The sequence below is a fragment of the Pantoea sp. X-Soil-TKNS-1279 genome (genome assembly GCF_059730565.1).
In genome coordinates, this window is sequence record NZ_AP035948.1 from 1180634 (window position 1) to 1194401 (window position 13768).

Genomic DNA, 13768 nt, shown 5'->3' on the forward strand with positions numbered 1-13768 from the left:
TACCTGTTAAAAATCACGCGCCTGCGTTAATCATGCTTTACTAGCGGAGCCAGTTCCTTCGCCATCACCCCTGCGATAAAGGGCTGTGCATCCGGATTCGGGTGAATACCATCCTGCTGCATCCACTCCGGTTTCAGGTACACCTGCTCCATAAAGAAGGGCACCAGAGGAATGTTGTACTGCTGTGCCAGCTGCGGATAAATCGCGCTAAACGCCTGCGTATAACGACGCCCATAATTTGCCGGTATGCGAATTTGCATCAGCAGCGGCTGCGCTTTTGCCGCCTTCACATCGTCGATAATTTTGCTCAGATCCTGGGCGATATTTTGCGGTGGGAAGCCACGCAAGCCATCGTTACCGCCCAATTCGATTAACACCCAGCGCGGTTGATGCTGTTTTAATAGCGCCGGTAAACGCGCCAGCCCCTGACCGGCGGTATCGCCACTGATGCTGGCGTTGATAATTCTGGGCTGCTGCTGCCACTCTTTGTCGAGCAAACTCGGCCATGCGATGTTCGCGGACATGCGATAACCGGCACTCAGGCTGTCGCCCAGCACCAGCAGCGTATCGGCCGCAGCAAGACGTGACACCAGCAGAAGTAATAACAACAGGAAGGAATAATGCCAGCGGAAAACATTGTTGAAGTTCATCATCTTACTAAGTCCGTCGGTCAGGGAGAGCATCAGCTGACCATCCTTACCGGAGTTGAGCTGGTTGTCAAACCCGCCCAGACCATTGCGCTGATTGGCGAGTCCGGTTCGGGTAAATCTACTCTGCTGGGTATCCTTGCCGGGCTGGACGATGGCAGCAGCGGTGAAGTGCATCTGCTGGGCGAGCCGTTACATAGCATGGACGAGGAGCAACGTGCGGCGCTGCGCGCGCGGGAAGTCGGTTTTGTCTTTCAATCCTTTATGCTGGTGCCGACGCTGAATGCGCTGGAAAACGTCCAGCTCCCCGCGCTGTTGCGTGGTGTCAGCGACCGCGAAAGCCGCGATCAGGCGGTCGAGTTGCTGACACAGCTCGGTTTGAAAGCGCGGTTGCATCATCTTCCCGCCCAGCTTTCCGGTGGCGAGCAGCAGCGGGTGGCGCTCGCCCGCGCCTTTAATGGTCGTCCTGGCTTGTTGTTTGCTGATGAACCGACTGGCAACCTCGATCGTCAGACCGGCGATCGCATCGCCGATCTGCTGTTCTCCCTTAACCGCGATTTTGCCACCACCCTGATCCTGGTTACCCATGATGAGCAGCTGGCGGCGCGTTGCGATCGTCGTCTGCGGTTGCGTGATGGCAAATTGTGGGAGGAGTCATGATCTGGCGTTGGTTCTGGCGTGAGTGGCGTTCGCCCTCCTTGTTGATCGTTTGGCTGGCGTTGACGCTGGCGGTGGCCTGCGTGCTGGCACTGGGGTCGATCAGCGATCGGATGGAAAAAGGGTTAAGCCAGCAAAGTCGTGATTTTATGGCCGGGGATCGTACTTTGCGCAGTAGCGCGCCGGTACCGGAAGCCTGGCTGGCTCAGGCGCGGCACGAGGGACTTTCAGTCAGCCCTCAACTGAGTTTTATGACCATGACCTTTGCGCAGGAAACGCCACAGCTGGCGGATGTGAAGGCAGTGGATGACGCGTATCCGATGTTTGGCACCCTGCAAACCGATCCGCCCGGTTTGCGTCCTCGTGCAGGGACGGTGCTGGCAGCCCCCCGATTGTTGGCGCTGTTGAACCTGAAAACCGGCGATCAGATTGATGTGGGCGATACCACGCTGCGTATCGCAGGTGAAGTTATTCAGGAACCTGACGCGGGTTTTAACCCTTTTCAGACCGCACCGCGTTTGCTGATGAACCTGGCGGATGTGGAGAAAACCGGCGCGATCCAGCCCGGCAGCCGGCTGAGCTGGCGCTACAAGTTCTCAGGCGATCCTGCTCCGCTGGCGCGCTACGATAACTGGATCCAGCCGCAGCTCAAGGCGGATCAACGCTGGATTAGCGTGGAAAACTCAGAAGATGCACTGGGGCGATCGATGCAGCGCGCGCAGCAATTTTTGTTGCTCTCCGCCTTGCTGACTTTGCTGCTGGCGATTGCGGCGGTGGCGGTGGCGATGAGCCACTATTGCCGCAGCCGCTATGATCTGGTGGCGGTGCTGAAGACCCTCGGTGCGACGCGTAAGGTGCTGCAACGTTTGATCATCGGTCAGTGGCTGGCGGTATTGCTGCTGGCGGCGGTGGCGGGTAGCGTGCTGGGACAGGGCATTGAAATCATCCTGCTGGCGATGTTGAAACCGGTGCTGCCTGCGGCACTTCCGGCGGCCAGTTTCTGGCCGTGGTTGTGGTCGTTGGGGGCGATGTTCGTGATCTCGCTGCTGGTGGGGATGCGTCCTTACCGGTTATTGCTGGCAACCCAGCCATTACGCGTGCTGCGTCGGGATGCGGTGGCGAATGTCTGGCCGTTGCGCGTCTATCTGCCAGTGATGGCGTTGGTGGTGATTGGCCTGCTGGCGTTGTTGATGGGCGGCAGCAAGATGTTGTGGGCGTTGCTGGCGGGGGTGGTGTTGCTGGCGTTGTTGCTGGCGTTACTGGGCTGGGGCACTTTGCTGCTGTTGCGACGTCTGGTGGTGCGTAACCTGGCGCTGCGACTGGCCATCAACCGTCTGTTGCGACAACCGGCAATGACCCTCAGCCAACTGGCGGCGTTTTCACTCTCCTTCATGTTGCTGGCGTTACTGCTGGTGATGCGCGGCGATCTGCTTGATCGCTGGCAGCAACAGTTGCCACCGGATAGTCCGAACTATTTTCTGCTGAATATGACGCATGAACAGGTGCCACAGGTACGTGATTTCCTGCAATCGCATCAGATCAAAGCGGAGACTTTCTACCCGATTATCCGCGCCCGACTGACGCAGCTCAACGGTAAGGATGCCGATCCGAATATGGATAACGCCTTGAATCGTGAGCTGAATCTGACATGGCAGGCGGATCGTCCGGACCACAATCCGCTGGTAGCGGGGAGTTGGCCGCCGCGTGTCGGGGAAGTGTCGGTGGAGACTGAGCTGGCGGATCGTCTGGGGGTGAAGCTGGGTGACACCTTAACTTTCAGCGGCGATACCCAGCAGTTCAGCGCCAAAATTACCAGCCTGCGTAAAGTGGATTGGGAGAGTTTGCGCCCCAACTTCTTTTTTATCTTTCCGCCGGGGGCGCTGGATGACCAGCCGCAAACCTGGCTGACCAGTTTCCGTATGGCGAATAACCCTGCCTTGCTGGCGCAGCTCAACCGGGCATTCCCCACCCTGAGTTTGCTGGATATCGGCAGCATGATGCGCCAAATCGGCCAGGTGCTGGCGCAGGTGAGTCAGGCGCTGGAGATTATGGTGGTGTTGGTGACGATCTGTGGCGTGCTGCTGCTGCTGGCGCAGATTCAGGTCGGGATGCGTCAACGACGTCAGGAGCTGGTGGTTTATCGCACGCTGGGTGCCAGCAAACGACTGCTGCGCGGCACCCTGTGGTGTGAGTTTGCCTTGCTCGGCGTGGTATCCGGGGTTGCGGCAGCACTGGGCGCGGAGGCGGCGTTATGGGGTTTGCAGCGCAAAATCTTCGATTTTCCCTGGGAACCGGACTGGAGCCTGTGGCTGGCGCTGCCGATCACCGGGGCGATTTTGCTGTCGTTGTGCGGCGGCTGGCTGGGGGTGCGTTTGCTGAAAGGGAAGGCGTTGTTCAGGCGGTTTGAGGCGGCGTGATCGCCTGGTCGACATGCATCCGGGCGTAGCGCCGCGATTTATCGCGCGCCTTTGACCTTGACGCAAAAGTCAAAATTCGCGCAATAAATTGCGCCGCCACGGAAGGGTAAGGTCGCCATTGCTGGCGACCTTTTAATTACAGCTTCTCTACGGCCCAGGCGATACCGCTGGCATACTCCGCCGGCAGCAACGGCACCAGCGCATTTAATGCCGCGGCCAGACGACCCTGGTCGCTGTCGGTCAGATTGAGGTGGCCGACTTTACGTCCCGGACGCACTTCTTTCTCGTACCAATGCAGATGTACCAACGGCTGATGCAGCCACGCCAGATTCACATCCGTACCAATCAGGTTGACCATTACCGAAGGTGCATACACCACCGGCTGCGGCAGCGGTAAACCCAGCACTGCGCGCAGATGCAGCTCGAACTGGCTGATGGAAGCACCATTCTGCGTCCAGTGTCCGCTGTTGTGGACACGCGGTGCCAGTTCGTTGATCAGCAAGCCCTGCGGCGTAACAAAGCACTCCATCGCCATCACACCGACGTAATTCAGCTCATGCATGATCGCGCTGAGCATCGCTTCGGCCTGTTGCTGCTGCGCCGCATCGGCTTGTGGGAACGCGACGCTGGTGCGCAGGATCCCTTCCTGATGCAGGTTATGGGTCAGCGGATAGAAAACGGTGCTGCCATCCTGACCACGCGCGCCAACCAGCGACACTTCACCGCTGAAGTTGATGCCCTGTTCAACGATGCATTCACCGTAGCATTCATCCGGCAGGGTGTCGGTTTCATTGGCGCGCAGACGCCACTGACCGCGTCCGTCGTAGCCGCCGGTGCGGCGTTTGACGATAGCCAGTTCGCCAAGCGAGCTGAACACCTGCGGCCATTCGCTTTTATCCGCCAGCAGTTGCCACGGTGCGGTGGCGAGGTTCAGTTGATCGAGCAACTGTTTTTGCGTCAGGCGATCGGCCAGACGCGGGAAAATATCGCGGTTCACAAAGGCCGGATGGCTTGCCAGCTCACGCGTCAGCGCGGTTTCAGGCCAGCGTTCAATTTCCGCCGTGATCACGCTTTGTGCGATCGGCAGCGCAGAAGGTTCTGCATCCAGCCCGACCGGATAAACGGCAATGCCCAGCGGTTCACCCGCCTGGCGCAGCATACGGCCTAACTGACCATTTCCCAGTACGCAAACCGGCTTCATGCATCCCCCCGCGGATCCGGGTTGTTCAGCACTTCGTCGGTCTGGGTCTGACGCCAGTTGGCGAGGCGAGTTGCCAGCGCGCTGTCGTGAATTGCCAGAATCTGCGCGGCCAGCAGGGCAGCATTGGCGGCACCGGCTTTACCGATTGCCAGTGTACCTACCGGAATACCACGCGGCATCTGCACAATCGAGTAGAGGCTGTCGACACCGCTTAAGGCGGCGCTTTGTACCGGGACACCCAGCACCGGCACCAGGGTTTTGGCGGCCAGCATGCCCGGCAGATGGGCTGCACCGCCAGCTCCGGCGATAATCACCTGGAAACCATTTTGCGCGGCGTTTTCGGCGAAGCTGAACAGTTTGTCCGGCGTACGGTGAGCAGAAACCACTTCCACATGGAAGGGGACATCCAGGCTGTTAAGAATTTCCTCGGCGAACTGCATGGTAGCCCAGTCACTTTTGGAACCCATGACGATGGCGATACGAGCCGGGGCGGCGTTGGATGACATGCGGTCAACTCCTGTGAATATACAAACGAACCTGGCCGGGCGGGCAGGTGAAGAAGGGCACAGAGAATAGCATGAGATGGCAGCAAGGAAAACGGTTGCGTGGCCGGAAAACGGGCAAGATTGCCCGTTAATCAGAACGGAAATTCGCTAAGCCTGACGCCATCGGCGTCGACCTGAATCATCGATCCCTGCTGATGCCAGGCACCCAACACTACGCGCTGGGCATTTTCACCCTGTAAAACAAAATCATGGATCGCCGGGCGATGGGTGTGGCCGTGGATCAATAGCCGCACCTGTTGGCGGGTCATGGCATCCATCACCGCCTGCTGGTTCACATCCATGATGCTCAGGGATTTGTGTTGATTGGCTTGTTTGCTGTTGGCGCGCATTTTGGCAGCGATACGCATCCGCAAGCTGAGCGGTAAGGCCAGAAACAGCTTTTGCAGCCAGCGCTGGTGCACTTTAGCGCGAAAGCGTTGATAGCCTTCATCGTCGGTGCACAGGGTGTCGCCATGCATAATCAGCAGACGTTTACCGTACAGGGTTAACACCTGTTCCTCTGGCAACAATGTCATGCCGCTGGCACGCGCAAAACGCTGACCGAGCAGAAAATCGCGATTACCGTGGATAAAGAATGTCGGCACCGGCAGGGCCTTGAGCGCATCGGCGATTTGCTGATGCAAAGGGTTGGGATCGTCATCGCCAATCCAGGCTTCGAACAGATCGCCAAGGATATAAAGCGCATCGCATTGATGCGCTTCCCGCTGCAAAAAATGCAGAAAACCGGCAGTGATTGCCGGTTCTTCTTCACACAGATGAAGATCTGCGATAAACAGCGTGCGCGACATTACTCGCTAACGGTCACTTTCTGGATGACTACGTCATCTTTCGGCACGTCCTGATGCATGCCGCTGCGGCCGGTGGCTACCGCTTTGATTTTGTCGACCACGTCCATGCCTTCAACCACTTCTGCGAACACGCAGTAACCCCAGCCTTGCAGGCTTTCGTCGCGGAAGTTCAGGAAGTCGTTGTCTGCCACGTTAATGAAGAACTGAGCCGTCGCCGAGTGCGGAGCCTGAGTACGCGCCATCGCCAGGGTGCCACGGGTGTTTTTCAGGCCGTTGTTGGCTTCGTTGCGGATATCTTCTTTAGTTGCTTTCTGCTTCATGCCCGGCTCAAAGCCGCCGCCCTGAATCATAAAGCCGTTGATCACACGGTGGAAAATGGTGTTGTCGTAGAAACCTTCACGACAGTAATCCAGGAAGTTCTTTACGGTTGCCGGCGCTTTGTCATCGAAGGTTTTAATCACGATATCGCCGTGGTTCGTCTGGAAGGTGACCATCATTCTCGTCCTGTAAAGGTTGTCGTCGGTGTCGATTGCCGCGCCTGCCTCAAAGCAGCGGGCATTTTTGTAGACGCATCTTATATCACAAATTGTGATGACGCGTCAGCAAGGCAGCGACAGTTGCTATGCTGGCGTCGCGCTGAAGTAAAAAATACGGCACAATACGCAGCTAGCCTGGAAAGGCCTTTCCCGCACACGTTAAATACGGAACCGTTCAATGCTAAAGATTTATAACACCCTGACGCGACAGAAAGAGGAATTCAAACCCATTCATGCTGGCGAAATCGGCATGTACGTGTGCGGCATCACGGTGTACGACCTCTGTCATATTGGCCACGGACGTACTTTTGTGGCGTTTGACGTGGTAGCGCGTTACCTGCGCTATGTCGGTTATAAGCTGAAGTATGTGCGTAACATCACCGATATCGACGACAAAATCATCAAACGTGCCAACGAGAATGGCGAAAGCATCGAAACCCTGACCAATCGTATGATCGGTGAGATGCATAAAGATTTCGCTGCGCTGGGCATTCTGCCGCCCGATCTGGAGCCGCGTGCGACGCGTCATATCGACGAGATCATCGAGCTGGTTGGCCGCCTGATCGAACGTGGGCATGCCTACGTAGCCGACAACGGCGATGTGATGTTTGATGTACTGAGCGATAAAGATTACGGCGTGCTGTCGCGTCAGGATCTGGAACAACTCCAGGCCGGTGCGCGTGTTGAAGTAGCCGAAGTGAAGCGCAACCCGATGGATTTCGTGCTGTGGAAGATGTCCAAAGCCGACGAACCCGCGTGGAACTCACCGTGGGGCAACGGGCGTCCGGGTTGGCATATCGAATGTTCGGCGATGAACTGCAAACAACTCGGCACCCATTTTGATATCCACGGTGGCGGTTCGGACCTGATGTTCCCGCATCATGAAAACGAGGTGGCGCAATCCACCTGTGCGCACGATGGCCCGTATGTTAACTACTGGATGCACTCCGGCATGGTGATGGTTGATCGCGAGAAGATGTCAAAATCCCTCGGCAACTTCTTTACCGTGCGCGATGTGCTGCAACATTACGACGCCGAAACCGTGCGTTACTTCCTGATGTCCGGTCACTATCGCAGCCAGCTCAACTATGGCGAAGATAACCTTAACCAGGCTCGCGCGGCGCTGGAGCGTCTCTACACCGCATTGCGTCATACCGATGTCAGCGCAGTGGCTGCCGGTGGCGAAGAGTTCGAAGCGCGTTTTCGTAGCGCGATGGAAGATGACTTCAACACGCCGGAAGCCTATTCGGTGCTGTTCGATATGGCGCGCGAAGTGAACCGCCTGAAAGCGGAAGACAAAACCGCGGCGGATGCGCTGGCGGCAAAACTGCGTCAGCTGGCGGATGTGCTGGGTATTCTGCAACAGGACCCGGAGCAGTTCCTGCAAAGCGGTGCGCAAGCCAACGACGATGAAGTGGCTGAAATCGAAGCGTTGATTAAGATGCGTAACGATGCGCGTAAAGCGAAAGACTGGGCGCAAGCTGATGTGGCGCGCGATAAATTGAATGCGCTGGGCATCGTGTTGGAAGATGGCCCGCAGGGCACCACCTGGCGTCGTAAGTAACGAAAAAAAGGGCGAACTTTGATGTTCGCCCTTTTTATTTCAGCCTGGTAGCGGCGCGATTTATCGCACTCTTTAGCAGCAACAAGCGCGATAAATCGCGCTGCTACGGTTTTTTAAGCCACCACGGTAATGCGTTGGCCGGCAAATTCTACCGTCTGACCGGCAAGGATTTTGCAGCGCTTACGGGTCTCGATCGCGCCATCAACGCGCACTTCGCCTTCGTCGATCACCGCTTTGGCCTGCGCGCCGCTCTCCACCCAGCCTTCGAGTTTCAGCAAATCGCAAAGATCAACATGTGGGTGTTTACCCAAAGAAAACGTCGCCATTATGCGTTCTCCTCATCGTGATACTCTTCACACGCTTGCAGGGTGTTCTGAATCAGGGTGGCGACCGTCATCGGGCCAACGCCGCCCGGCACAGGGGTGATGTAGGAAGCGCGTTCTGAGGCCGCTTCGAAATCCACATCGCCAACCACTTTGCCGCTTTCCAGACGGTTGATACCGACATCAATCACAATCGCGCCCGGCTTGATCCAGTCGCCCGGAATAAAGTTCGGTTTACCTACTGCTACGATCAACAGATCGGCATGTTCGATATGGTGACGCAGATCTTTGGTGAAACGGTGGGTCACGGTGGTGGTGCAACCGGCCAGCAGCAGCTCCATGCTCATCGGACGGCCAACGATGTTGGATGCGCCAACCACCACAGCATTCAGGCCATAGGTATCGATGTTGTAGCGCTCCAGCAGCGTGACAATACCGCGCGGGGTGCAGGGACGCAGCTTCGGCGCGCGTTGGCACAGACGGCCCACGTTGTAAGGATGGAAACCGTCGACGTCTTTATCCGGCACGATGCGTTCCAGTACCTTGACGTTATCGATGCCTGCCGGAAGCGGTAGCTGCACCAGAATGCCATCGATTTCGTGATCGTTGTTCAGCGCATCAATCAAATCCAGCAGCTCGGCTTCGCTGGTGGTTGCTGGCAGATCGTAAGAGCGGGAAACGAATCCCACTTCTTCACAGGCGCGGCGTTTGCTGGCGACATAGATCTGCGAAGCGGGGTTTTCCCCCACCAGAACGACTGCCAGGCCAGGCGCACGTTTTCCAGCCGCCAGACGCTGCTGTACTTTTTCCGCAACCTCAAGGCGCACCTGCTGCGCAATCGTTTTACCGTCAATAATTTTTGCTGCCATCAGAGAGGAAATCCACTGTGTAATGTTGAATCGGGGAAAGGCGCCTATTCTGTCAGAAGCGCGTCGCGCTGTCAGGCACAGATTGATCCTGAGGCGCGCTTTTGTCACTTCAGATTGCCCGCGTTAACCCGTATGATGCCCGGCAATGAATTTAGTGGAATGTTTATGATCTGGCTAATCCTTGCGACTTTAGTGGTGGTTTTTGTGGTGGGCTTCCGCCTGCTGACGGCCGGTTCACGCCATGCGGCTCAGTCCCTGAGCAAACGACTGCAACTGCCACCGGTCCATGTGGAATCGATGCTATCGTTGATGGGGAAAGAGGCGGCAAAGGAGTTCACTGACTACATCACCGGCGACAATGAAAGCCATTTGCAGAACGCGGCGGCAGTGCTGCTGATTTGGCAGGTGTGCATTGTTGATGGCGGGGAAGAGAACATGCGGCGCTGGCATCAGATTCTCAGTCGGGCGCATTTTTCACCGGTGATCACCCAACAACAGCTGTTGCTGGCGATGGGCTTTCTGCGCGAACTGGAGCCGGACCGTGAAGAGATGAACCTGATGCGTGAGCGGTTTAATGGGGCGTTTTTACCGGGCGTGGAGCTGGAAGGCAAGGCGGATGAGGAGAGTAATCTGGTGTCGCTGAGCGATTATCGTAAGCGTCATTGACAGGGATTGGTTAGAACATCAGCACTCTGCACTTGGCAGGTGCAAAAACGTTGACGCGACTGCGTGCCAACGTATAATTCGACGCAACCGCATATGCGCCCTTAGCTCAGCTGGATAGAGCACCGGCCTTCTAAGCCGTAGGTCACAGGTTCGAATCCTGTAGGGCGTGCCATTTTTTCTTCTCTCATCGTCTACCAAAGTCCACAAAACCCCAGTCATGAAGCGCCTTCCCGCGAATGTCGTTATCTCAACGTCTACTAACATCTATTGAAATCAACAACGCTGTGGGGGTACATTTGGGGGTAGATTCCCGTTCAATGAAATGAGATACCCCCAAATTGAAACTAAATGCCCGCACAGTGGACGCTTCAAAGCCAAAGGACAAAGCCTACAAGCTCTCTGATGGCGGTGGTTTGTACCTTTTGGTGAATACCAATGGTTCACGTTATTGGCGTTTAAAGTACCGTTACGCTGGAAAAGAAAAGCTGCTGGCGCTGGGGGTATATCCTGACGTATCTCTGGCTGATGCCAGAGCAAAGCGTGATGAGGCCAAGCGCACTTTAGCTGCTGGTGGTGATCCGAGCGAGGTTAAACAGTCAGAGAAGCAGGCAAAGATTCTGGCTGTCAGTAACAGTTTCGAAGCTCTGGCGGTTGAATGGCATGAGCATAAACGCCCTAATTGGTCACAGGGGTATGCAAATGACATTCTCGAATACCTGCAGAAAGATGTATTCCCCTTTATTGGTAAGCGAGCCATCGCAGAAATCAAAGCCGCAGAAATGCTTATGGTGCTCAGAAAGATGGAGCAACGAGGCGTTCTGGATAAGCTGAAGAAAACCCGCCAGGCTTGCAGGCAGATATTTACCTATGCCGTTATCACGGGCAGGGCTGAGCACAATCCTGTTGTTGATTTAGCTGGCGCACTCAAAGCACCAAAGCAAAAGCACTTCCCTCATCTTCTTACTGAGCAGATTGGTGGCTTCCTTCGCGCCCTAAGTGAATATACAGGTAGCAGAATGACACAGAATGCTACTCGTCTACTGATGCTCACTGGCACGCGCACGATTGAATTACGAGCGGCTGAATGGTCTGAAATCGACATAGAAAAGGGCATCTGGCAGATTCCAGCAGAACGGATGAAGATGCGCCGCCCTCATGTTGTACCACTTTCCCGCCAGGCTAAAGCATTACTGGAGGAAGTCCACCTGCTTTCCGGGCGTGGCCGCTTTGTGTTTCCGGGGCGGAACGATGCTGGAAAGACAATGAGTGAGGCCAGCATTAATCAGGTGATCAAGCGTATTGGCTACGATGGCAAAGCTACAGGTCACGGTTTCCGCCACACAATGAGCACCATTCTTCATGAACAGGGATATAACACCGCCTGGATTGAAACGCAGCTTGCCCACGTTGATAAGAACAGTATTCGAGGTACTTATAACCATGCTCAGTATCTGGATGGCCGCCGTGAGATGCTTCAGTGGTATGCAGATTATATGGAGGCGCTGGAGAAAGGGGAGAACGTTGTGCACGGTACGTTTGGAAGACGCGCATAACTGGATGGATAGACAGTGATAAGTGATGGTAGTAGACTTCGGTAGACGAACAAAGATTAGGCTATGTCTAGGTTGATCCCCGAAAACCCGTACACCTCTACGGGCTGGCATGGCCGTCAAGATCAGAGGGCGTGAGGTGGCGTGTGAATAAAAAATTGAAAGATCCCGAAGAACTCGATAAAACCATTAAGAAAATAGCCGAAGAAGTAGAAGAATCTCATGATTTTTTCGAACATATCAGACAGTTTAATTTTGGTGTCAAAGATATTCTCAGAACAATTGATGTAAAAAAATATGATGAGCTATCCAAAGACTATAATAGTGTTGACTTTTACATTTCGTTAAGAAAGAGAATTGAAATTCTAGATAGTATTGAATATGCAAAACATATAGAAAAAGAGATGTATGATGATGAATTTAGTGATGAGAGTACTGGATTTATCTTGGAAAGAGATGAAGAATCAGAACCTATGTCCGAAGAAGACTTCAATGAATATAAAAATAGTAGGATTTATTCTGAGTTGAAAGATACTGTTGATCACTTGGTCGAGATTTTCTATGGTGACGCCCTTAAATTAAAAAAAGTAGATATAAAATTTCTTGGGAGAGCTGATCTAATGGCCCCAATCAAAGCTATAGATATGCCACATATAGCCTTTTTAAATAGATATGCAGGGTTTATGGGAGGGATGAAAAACAACAATTACAATAAGATTATTGGTGATACATTACTTGAGTCTGCAAGTATTGAAGTCCTTAAAAAAGGGAGGGAGATACCAAAAGGTTACGGATGGGAATCTGATGGTTTATTTAAGAAAACAGTTTGGTGTGAAGTCGATTTGAATGCTTCTGATGACATCCTTGTTGAAGCATTTAAAAATTGGTTGCCTCAAGCGAGGGAAATGCATAGGGAGTTTTTTGATACTGAACCTAGCAATGTGAAAAGTAATTTTAAAAAATCACTTTTGAAGAAATGGAAAGACTTGAGGGTGTTAGCATATCTGGATATGAAAATCCTAGCTGATTACTTCCATCAATCACCAACATATACACAATATGCAAATTATTTGTATTTTGATGATTTCGATATTGATACAACAGAGAAAGTTAGGAAGACATTAATTCCAGCAGTAAAAGATATCTATGTGGGAGATTGTTTAGAAGATCTGGTGCGGCAGATCCATGCAGAAAATAGAATATTTTGATAGCCTTCCGGAATTTTTTGTTGCTAATTCCTTTCCGGAAGAAAATTTCATTCGTTTTAACCCTTCATAATTGCACGACTTAGAGCAAAAATTCTCCTGCCATCTAGAGGCGTCTGTCGGCGTCTCCATAAACTGTTAGGAGATAAAATGTCTTCAAAAAGTCAAAGGCTTATACGCATGCATCAGGTTCTTGAACGAATTGGTTTGGGTAAAGCATGGGTTTACAAGCTAATCGCGCAAAGAAAATTTCCACAACCTATCAAAATCGGTTCTCGTTCAATTGCTTTTCTTGAAAGTGAAATTGATGATTGGATCGATCAACGCATCGCTGAATCGCGTGGCGAGGTGGCCTAATGGAAATGAAAAACCGCCCATTACAGGCGGCTAATCAGGAAGCTGACAACCCTGATATTACGCCTGCTACGGCCATTAAGCCAGCACCTAAAAAGCACCGTGCACGCCTGTACATGCTTCACAGCGGCATTAATGGTTTTACTGAAAACGAGCTGCTGCGCTACTGCCGCCTGTCATCCGGTCGAAATTACGCGAGTGAGCTAGAACGCCAGCTTGATATTCGCCTTGAACGTATTGATGAGAAGAACCCTGACGGGATAGGCAGTCACTTTCGCTATCGCTTCACATGTCGGGGGGATGTGATGCGTGTGATCCAACTGATGAAATACAACGCCCGTGCTGGTGGTTATTACGAGCTGGCTGAGAATGACGTAAACGCCATCCTTTCACTCTACCCGGACGCTTTCGACGCAGCTTAACGG

General features: G+C 53.7%; 15 protein-coding genes and 1 tRNA gene. 9 read left to right on the plus strand and 7 right to left on the minus strand.

Annotated elements, in window-relative coordinates; translation table 11 throughout:
- Positions 1-26: 26 nt before the first annotated feature.
- The gene (gene tesA, locus AC6I8N_RS05390) at positions 27-653 is read right to left on the minus strand and encodes a multifunctional acyl-CoA thioesterase I/protease I/lysophospholipase L1 (protein ID WP_497830199.1); all 627 of its coding nucleotides are present in this window, start codon (positions 651-653) and stop codon (positions 27-29) included.
- On the opposite strand from tesA, the gene ybbA reads away from it, so the two are divergent.
- Together ybbA and ybbP are read left to right on the plus strand one after the other, a co-directional pair.
- Positions 621-1307: a putative ABC transporter ATP-binding protein YbbA gene (gene ybbA / locus AC6I8N_RS05395; protein ID WP_036624740.1), complete on the plus strand. Its 687-nt coding sequence runs from the start codon at positions 621-623 to the stop codon at positions 1305-1307. The genes tesA and ybbA overlap by 33 nt on opposite strands.
- Positions 1304-3721, plus strand: a complete 2418-nt coding sequence (gene ybbP / locus AC6I8N_RS05400; protein WP_497830200.1) for a putative ABC transporter permease subunit YbbP — start codon at positions 1304-1306, stop codon at positions 3719-3721. The genes ybbA and ybbP overlap by 4 nt, the downstream gene beginning before the upstream one ends.
- Before the next feature lie 136 nt (positions 3722-3857).
- Here ybbP and purK read toward each other — a convergent pair whose 3' ends face one another.
- From purK to ppiB, 4 genes are all read right to left on the minus strand, one after another.
- Positions 3858-4922, minus strand: a complete 1065-nt coding sequence (purK, locus tag AC6I8N_RS05405; RefSeq protein WP_021182317.1) for a 5-(carboxyamino)imidazole ribonucleotide synthase — start codon at positions 4920-4922, stop codon at positions 3858-3860.
- Positions 4919-5428, minus strand: coding sequence for a 5-(carboxyamino)imidazole ribonucleotide mutase (purE, locus tag AC6I8N_RS05410; protein WP_013508194.1), 510 nt, complete (start codon positions 5426-5428; stop codon positions 4919-4921). Before purE ends, purK begins: the two co-directional genes overlap by 4 nt.
- A 131-nt stretch (positions 5429-5559) precedes the next feature.
- A complete protein-coding gene (gene lpxH, locus AC6I8N_RS05415; RefSeq protein WP_021182318.1) occupies positions 5560-6276 on the minus strand; it encodes a UDP-2,3-diacylglucosamine diphosphatase in 717 nt (238 codons plus the stop codon).
- Positions 6276-6770 (minus strand): peptidylprolyl isomerase B, encoded by a 495-nt coding sequence (gene ppiB / locus AC6I8N_RS05420; RefSeq protein WP_021182319.1) that lies wholly within the window; start codon positions 6768-6770, stop codon positions 6276-6278. The genes lpxH and ppiB overlap by 1 nt, the downstream gene beginning before the upstream one ends.
- A 220-nt stretch (positions 6771-6990) precedes the next feature.
- On the opposite strand from ppiB, the gene cysS reads away from it, so the two are divergent.
- Positions 6991-8376: a cysteine--tRNA ligase gene (gene cysS / locus AC6I8N_RS05425; protein ID WP_021182320.1), complete on the plus strand. Its 1386-nt coding sequence runs from the start codon at positions 6991-6993 to the stop codon at positions 8374-8376.
- A gap of 113 nt (positions 8377-8489) precedes the next feature.
- On the opposite strand, the gene ybcJ is transcribed toward cysS, so the two are convergent.
- Both ybcJ and folD read right to left on the minus strand, forming a co-directional pair.
- A complete protein-coding gene (gene ybcJ, locus AC6I8N_RS05430; RefSeq protein WP_013508198.1) occupies positions 8490-8702 on the minus strand; it encodes a ribosome-associated protein YbcJ in 213 nt (70 codons plus the stop codon).
- Positions 8702-9568 (minus strand): bifunctional methylenetetrahydrofolate dehydrogenase/methenyltetrahydrofolate cyclohydrolase FolD, encoded by an 867-nt coding sequence (gene folD / locus AC6I8N_RS05435; RefSeq protein WP_021182321.1) that lies wholly within the window; start codon positions 9566-9568, stop codon positions 8702-8704. The genes ybcJ and folD overlap by 1 nt, the downstream gene beginning before the upstream one ends.
- Positions 9569-9733: 165 nt before the next feature.
- Here folD and AC6I8N_RS05440 point away from each other — a divergent pair, with 165 nt between their 5' ends.
- The 6 genes from AC6I8N_RS05440 to AC6I8N_RS05465 all read left to right on the plus strand — a co-directional run bounded on the left by AC6I8N_RS05440 (position 9734) and on the right by AC6I8N_RS05465 (position 13765).
- Positions 9734-10234 (plus strand): DUF1198 family protein, encoded by a 501-nt coding sequence (locus AC6I8N_RS05440; protein ID WP_497830201.1) that lies wholly within the window; start codon positions 9734-9736, stop codon positions 10232-10234.
- Positions 10235-10329: 95 nt separating this feature from the next.
- Positions 10330-10406: transfer RNA gene (locus AC6I8N_RS05445), tRNA-Arg, on the plus strand.
- 166 nt (positions 10407-10572) lie between these two features.
- Positions 10573-11787: a tyrosine-type recombinase/integrase gene (locus tag AC6I8N_RS05450; RefSeq protein WP_497830202.1), complete on the plus strand. Its 1215-nt coding sequence runs from the start codon at positions 10573-10575 to the stop codon at positions 11785-11787.
- A gap of 143 nt (positions 11788-11930) precedes the next feature.
- The gene (locus tag AC6I8N_RS05455; RefSeq protein WP_497830203.1) at positions 11931-12992 is read left to right on the plus strand and encodes a DUF6387 family protein; all 1062 of its coding nucleotides are present in this window, start codon (positions 11931-11933) and stop codon (positions 12990-12992) included.
- Positions 12993-13139: 147 nt separating this feature from the next.
- The gene (locus tag AC6I8N_RS05460) at positions 13140-13346 is read left to right on the plus strand and encodes a helix-turn-helix transcriptional regulator (RefSeq protein WP_497830204.1); all 207 of its coding nucleotides are present in this window, start codon (positions 13140-13142) and stop codon (positions 13344-13346) included.
- Positions 13346-13765 (plus strand): PM1773 family protein, encoded by a 420-nt coding sequence (locus AC6I8N_RS05465; protein WP_497830205.1) that lies wholly within the window; start codon positions 13346-13348, stop codon positions 13763-13765. Before AC6I8N_RS05460 ends, AC6I8N_RS05465 begins: the two co-directional genes overlap by 1 nt.
- Positions 13766-13768: the final 3 nt, after the last annotated feature.

Excerpts from the sequence above, each read along its gene's own strand:
- lpxH (WP_021182318.1), bottom strand. The coding sequence starts at position 6,276 with ATGTCGCGCACGCTGTTTATCGCAGATCTTCATCTGTGTGAAGAAGAA.
- AC6I8N_RS05440 (WP_497830201.1), top strand. The coding sequence starts at position 9,734 with ATGATCTGGCTAATCCTTGCGACTTTAGTGGTGGTTTTTGTGGTGGGC.
- AC6I8N_RS05465 (WP_497830205.1), top strand. The coding sequence starts at position 13,346 with ATGGAAATGAAAAACCGCCCATTACAGGCGGCTAATCAGGAAGCTGAC.
- ybbA (WP_036624740.1), top strand. The coding sequence starts at position 621 with ATGCCAGCGGAAAACATTGTTGAAGTTCATCATCTTACTAAGTCCGTC.
- cysS (WP_021182320.1), top strand. The coding sequence starts at position 6,991 with ATGCTAAAGATTTATAACACCCTGACGCGACAGAAAGAGGAATTCAAA.
- purE (WP_013508194.1), bottom strand. The coding sequence starts at position 5,428 with ATGTCATCCAACGCCGCCCCGGCTCGTATCGCCATCGTCATGGGTTCC.
- folD (WP_021182321.1), bottom strand. The coding sequence starts at position 9,568 with ATGGCAGCAAAAATTATTGACGGTAAAACGATTGCGCAGCAGGTGCGC.
- ybbP (WP_497830200.1), top strand. The coding sequence starts at position 1,304 with ATGATCTGGCGTTGGTTCTGGCGTGAGTGGCGTTCGCCCTCCTTGTTG.
- ppiB (WP_021182319.1), bottom strand. The coding sequence starts at position 6,770 with ATGGTCACCTTCCAGACGAACCACGGCGATATCGTGATTAAAACCTTC.
- AC6I8N_RS05460 (WP_497830204.1), top strand. The coding sequence starts at position 13,140 with ATGTCTTCAAAAAGTCAAAGGCTTATACGCATGCATCAGGTTCTTGAA.
- tesA (WP_497830199.1), bottom strand. The coding sequence starts at position 653 with ATGATGAACTTCAACAATGTTTTCCGCTGGCATTATTCCTTCCTGTTG.
- ybcJ (WP_013508198.1), bottom strand. The coding sequence starts at position 8,702 with ATGGCGACGTTTTCTTTGGGTAAACACCCACATGTTGATCTTTGCGAT.
- purK (WP_021182317.1), bottom strand. The coding sequence starts at position 4,922 with ATGAAGCCGGTTTGCGTACTGGGAAATGGTCAGTTAGGCCGTATGCTG.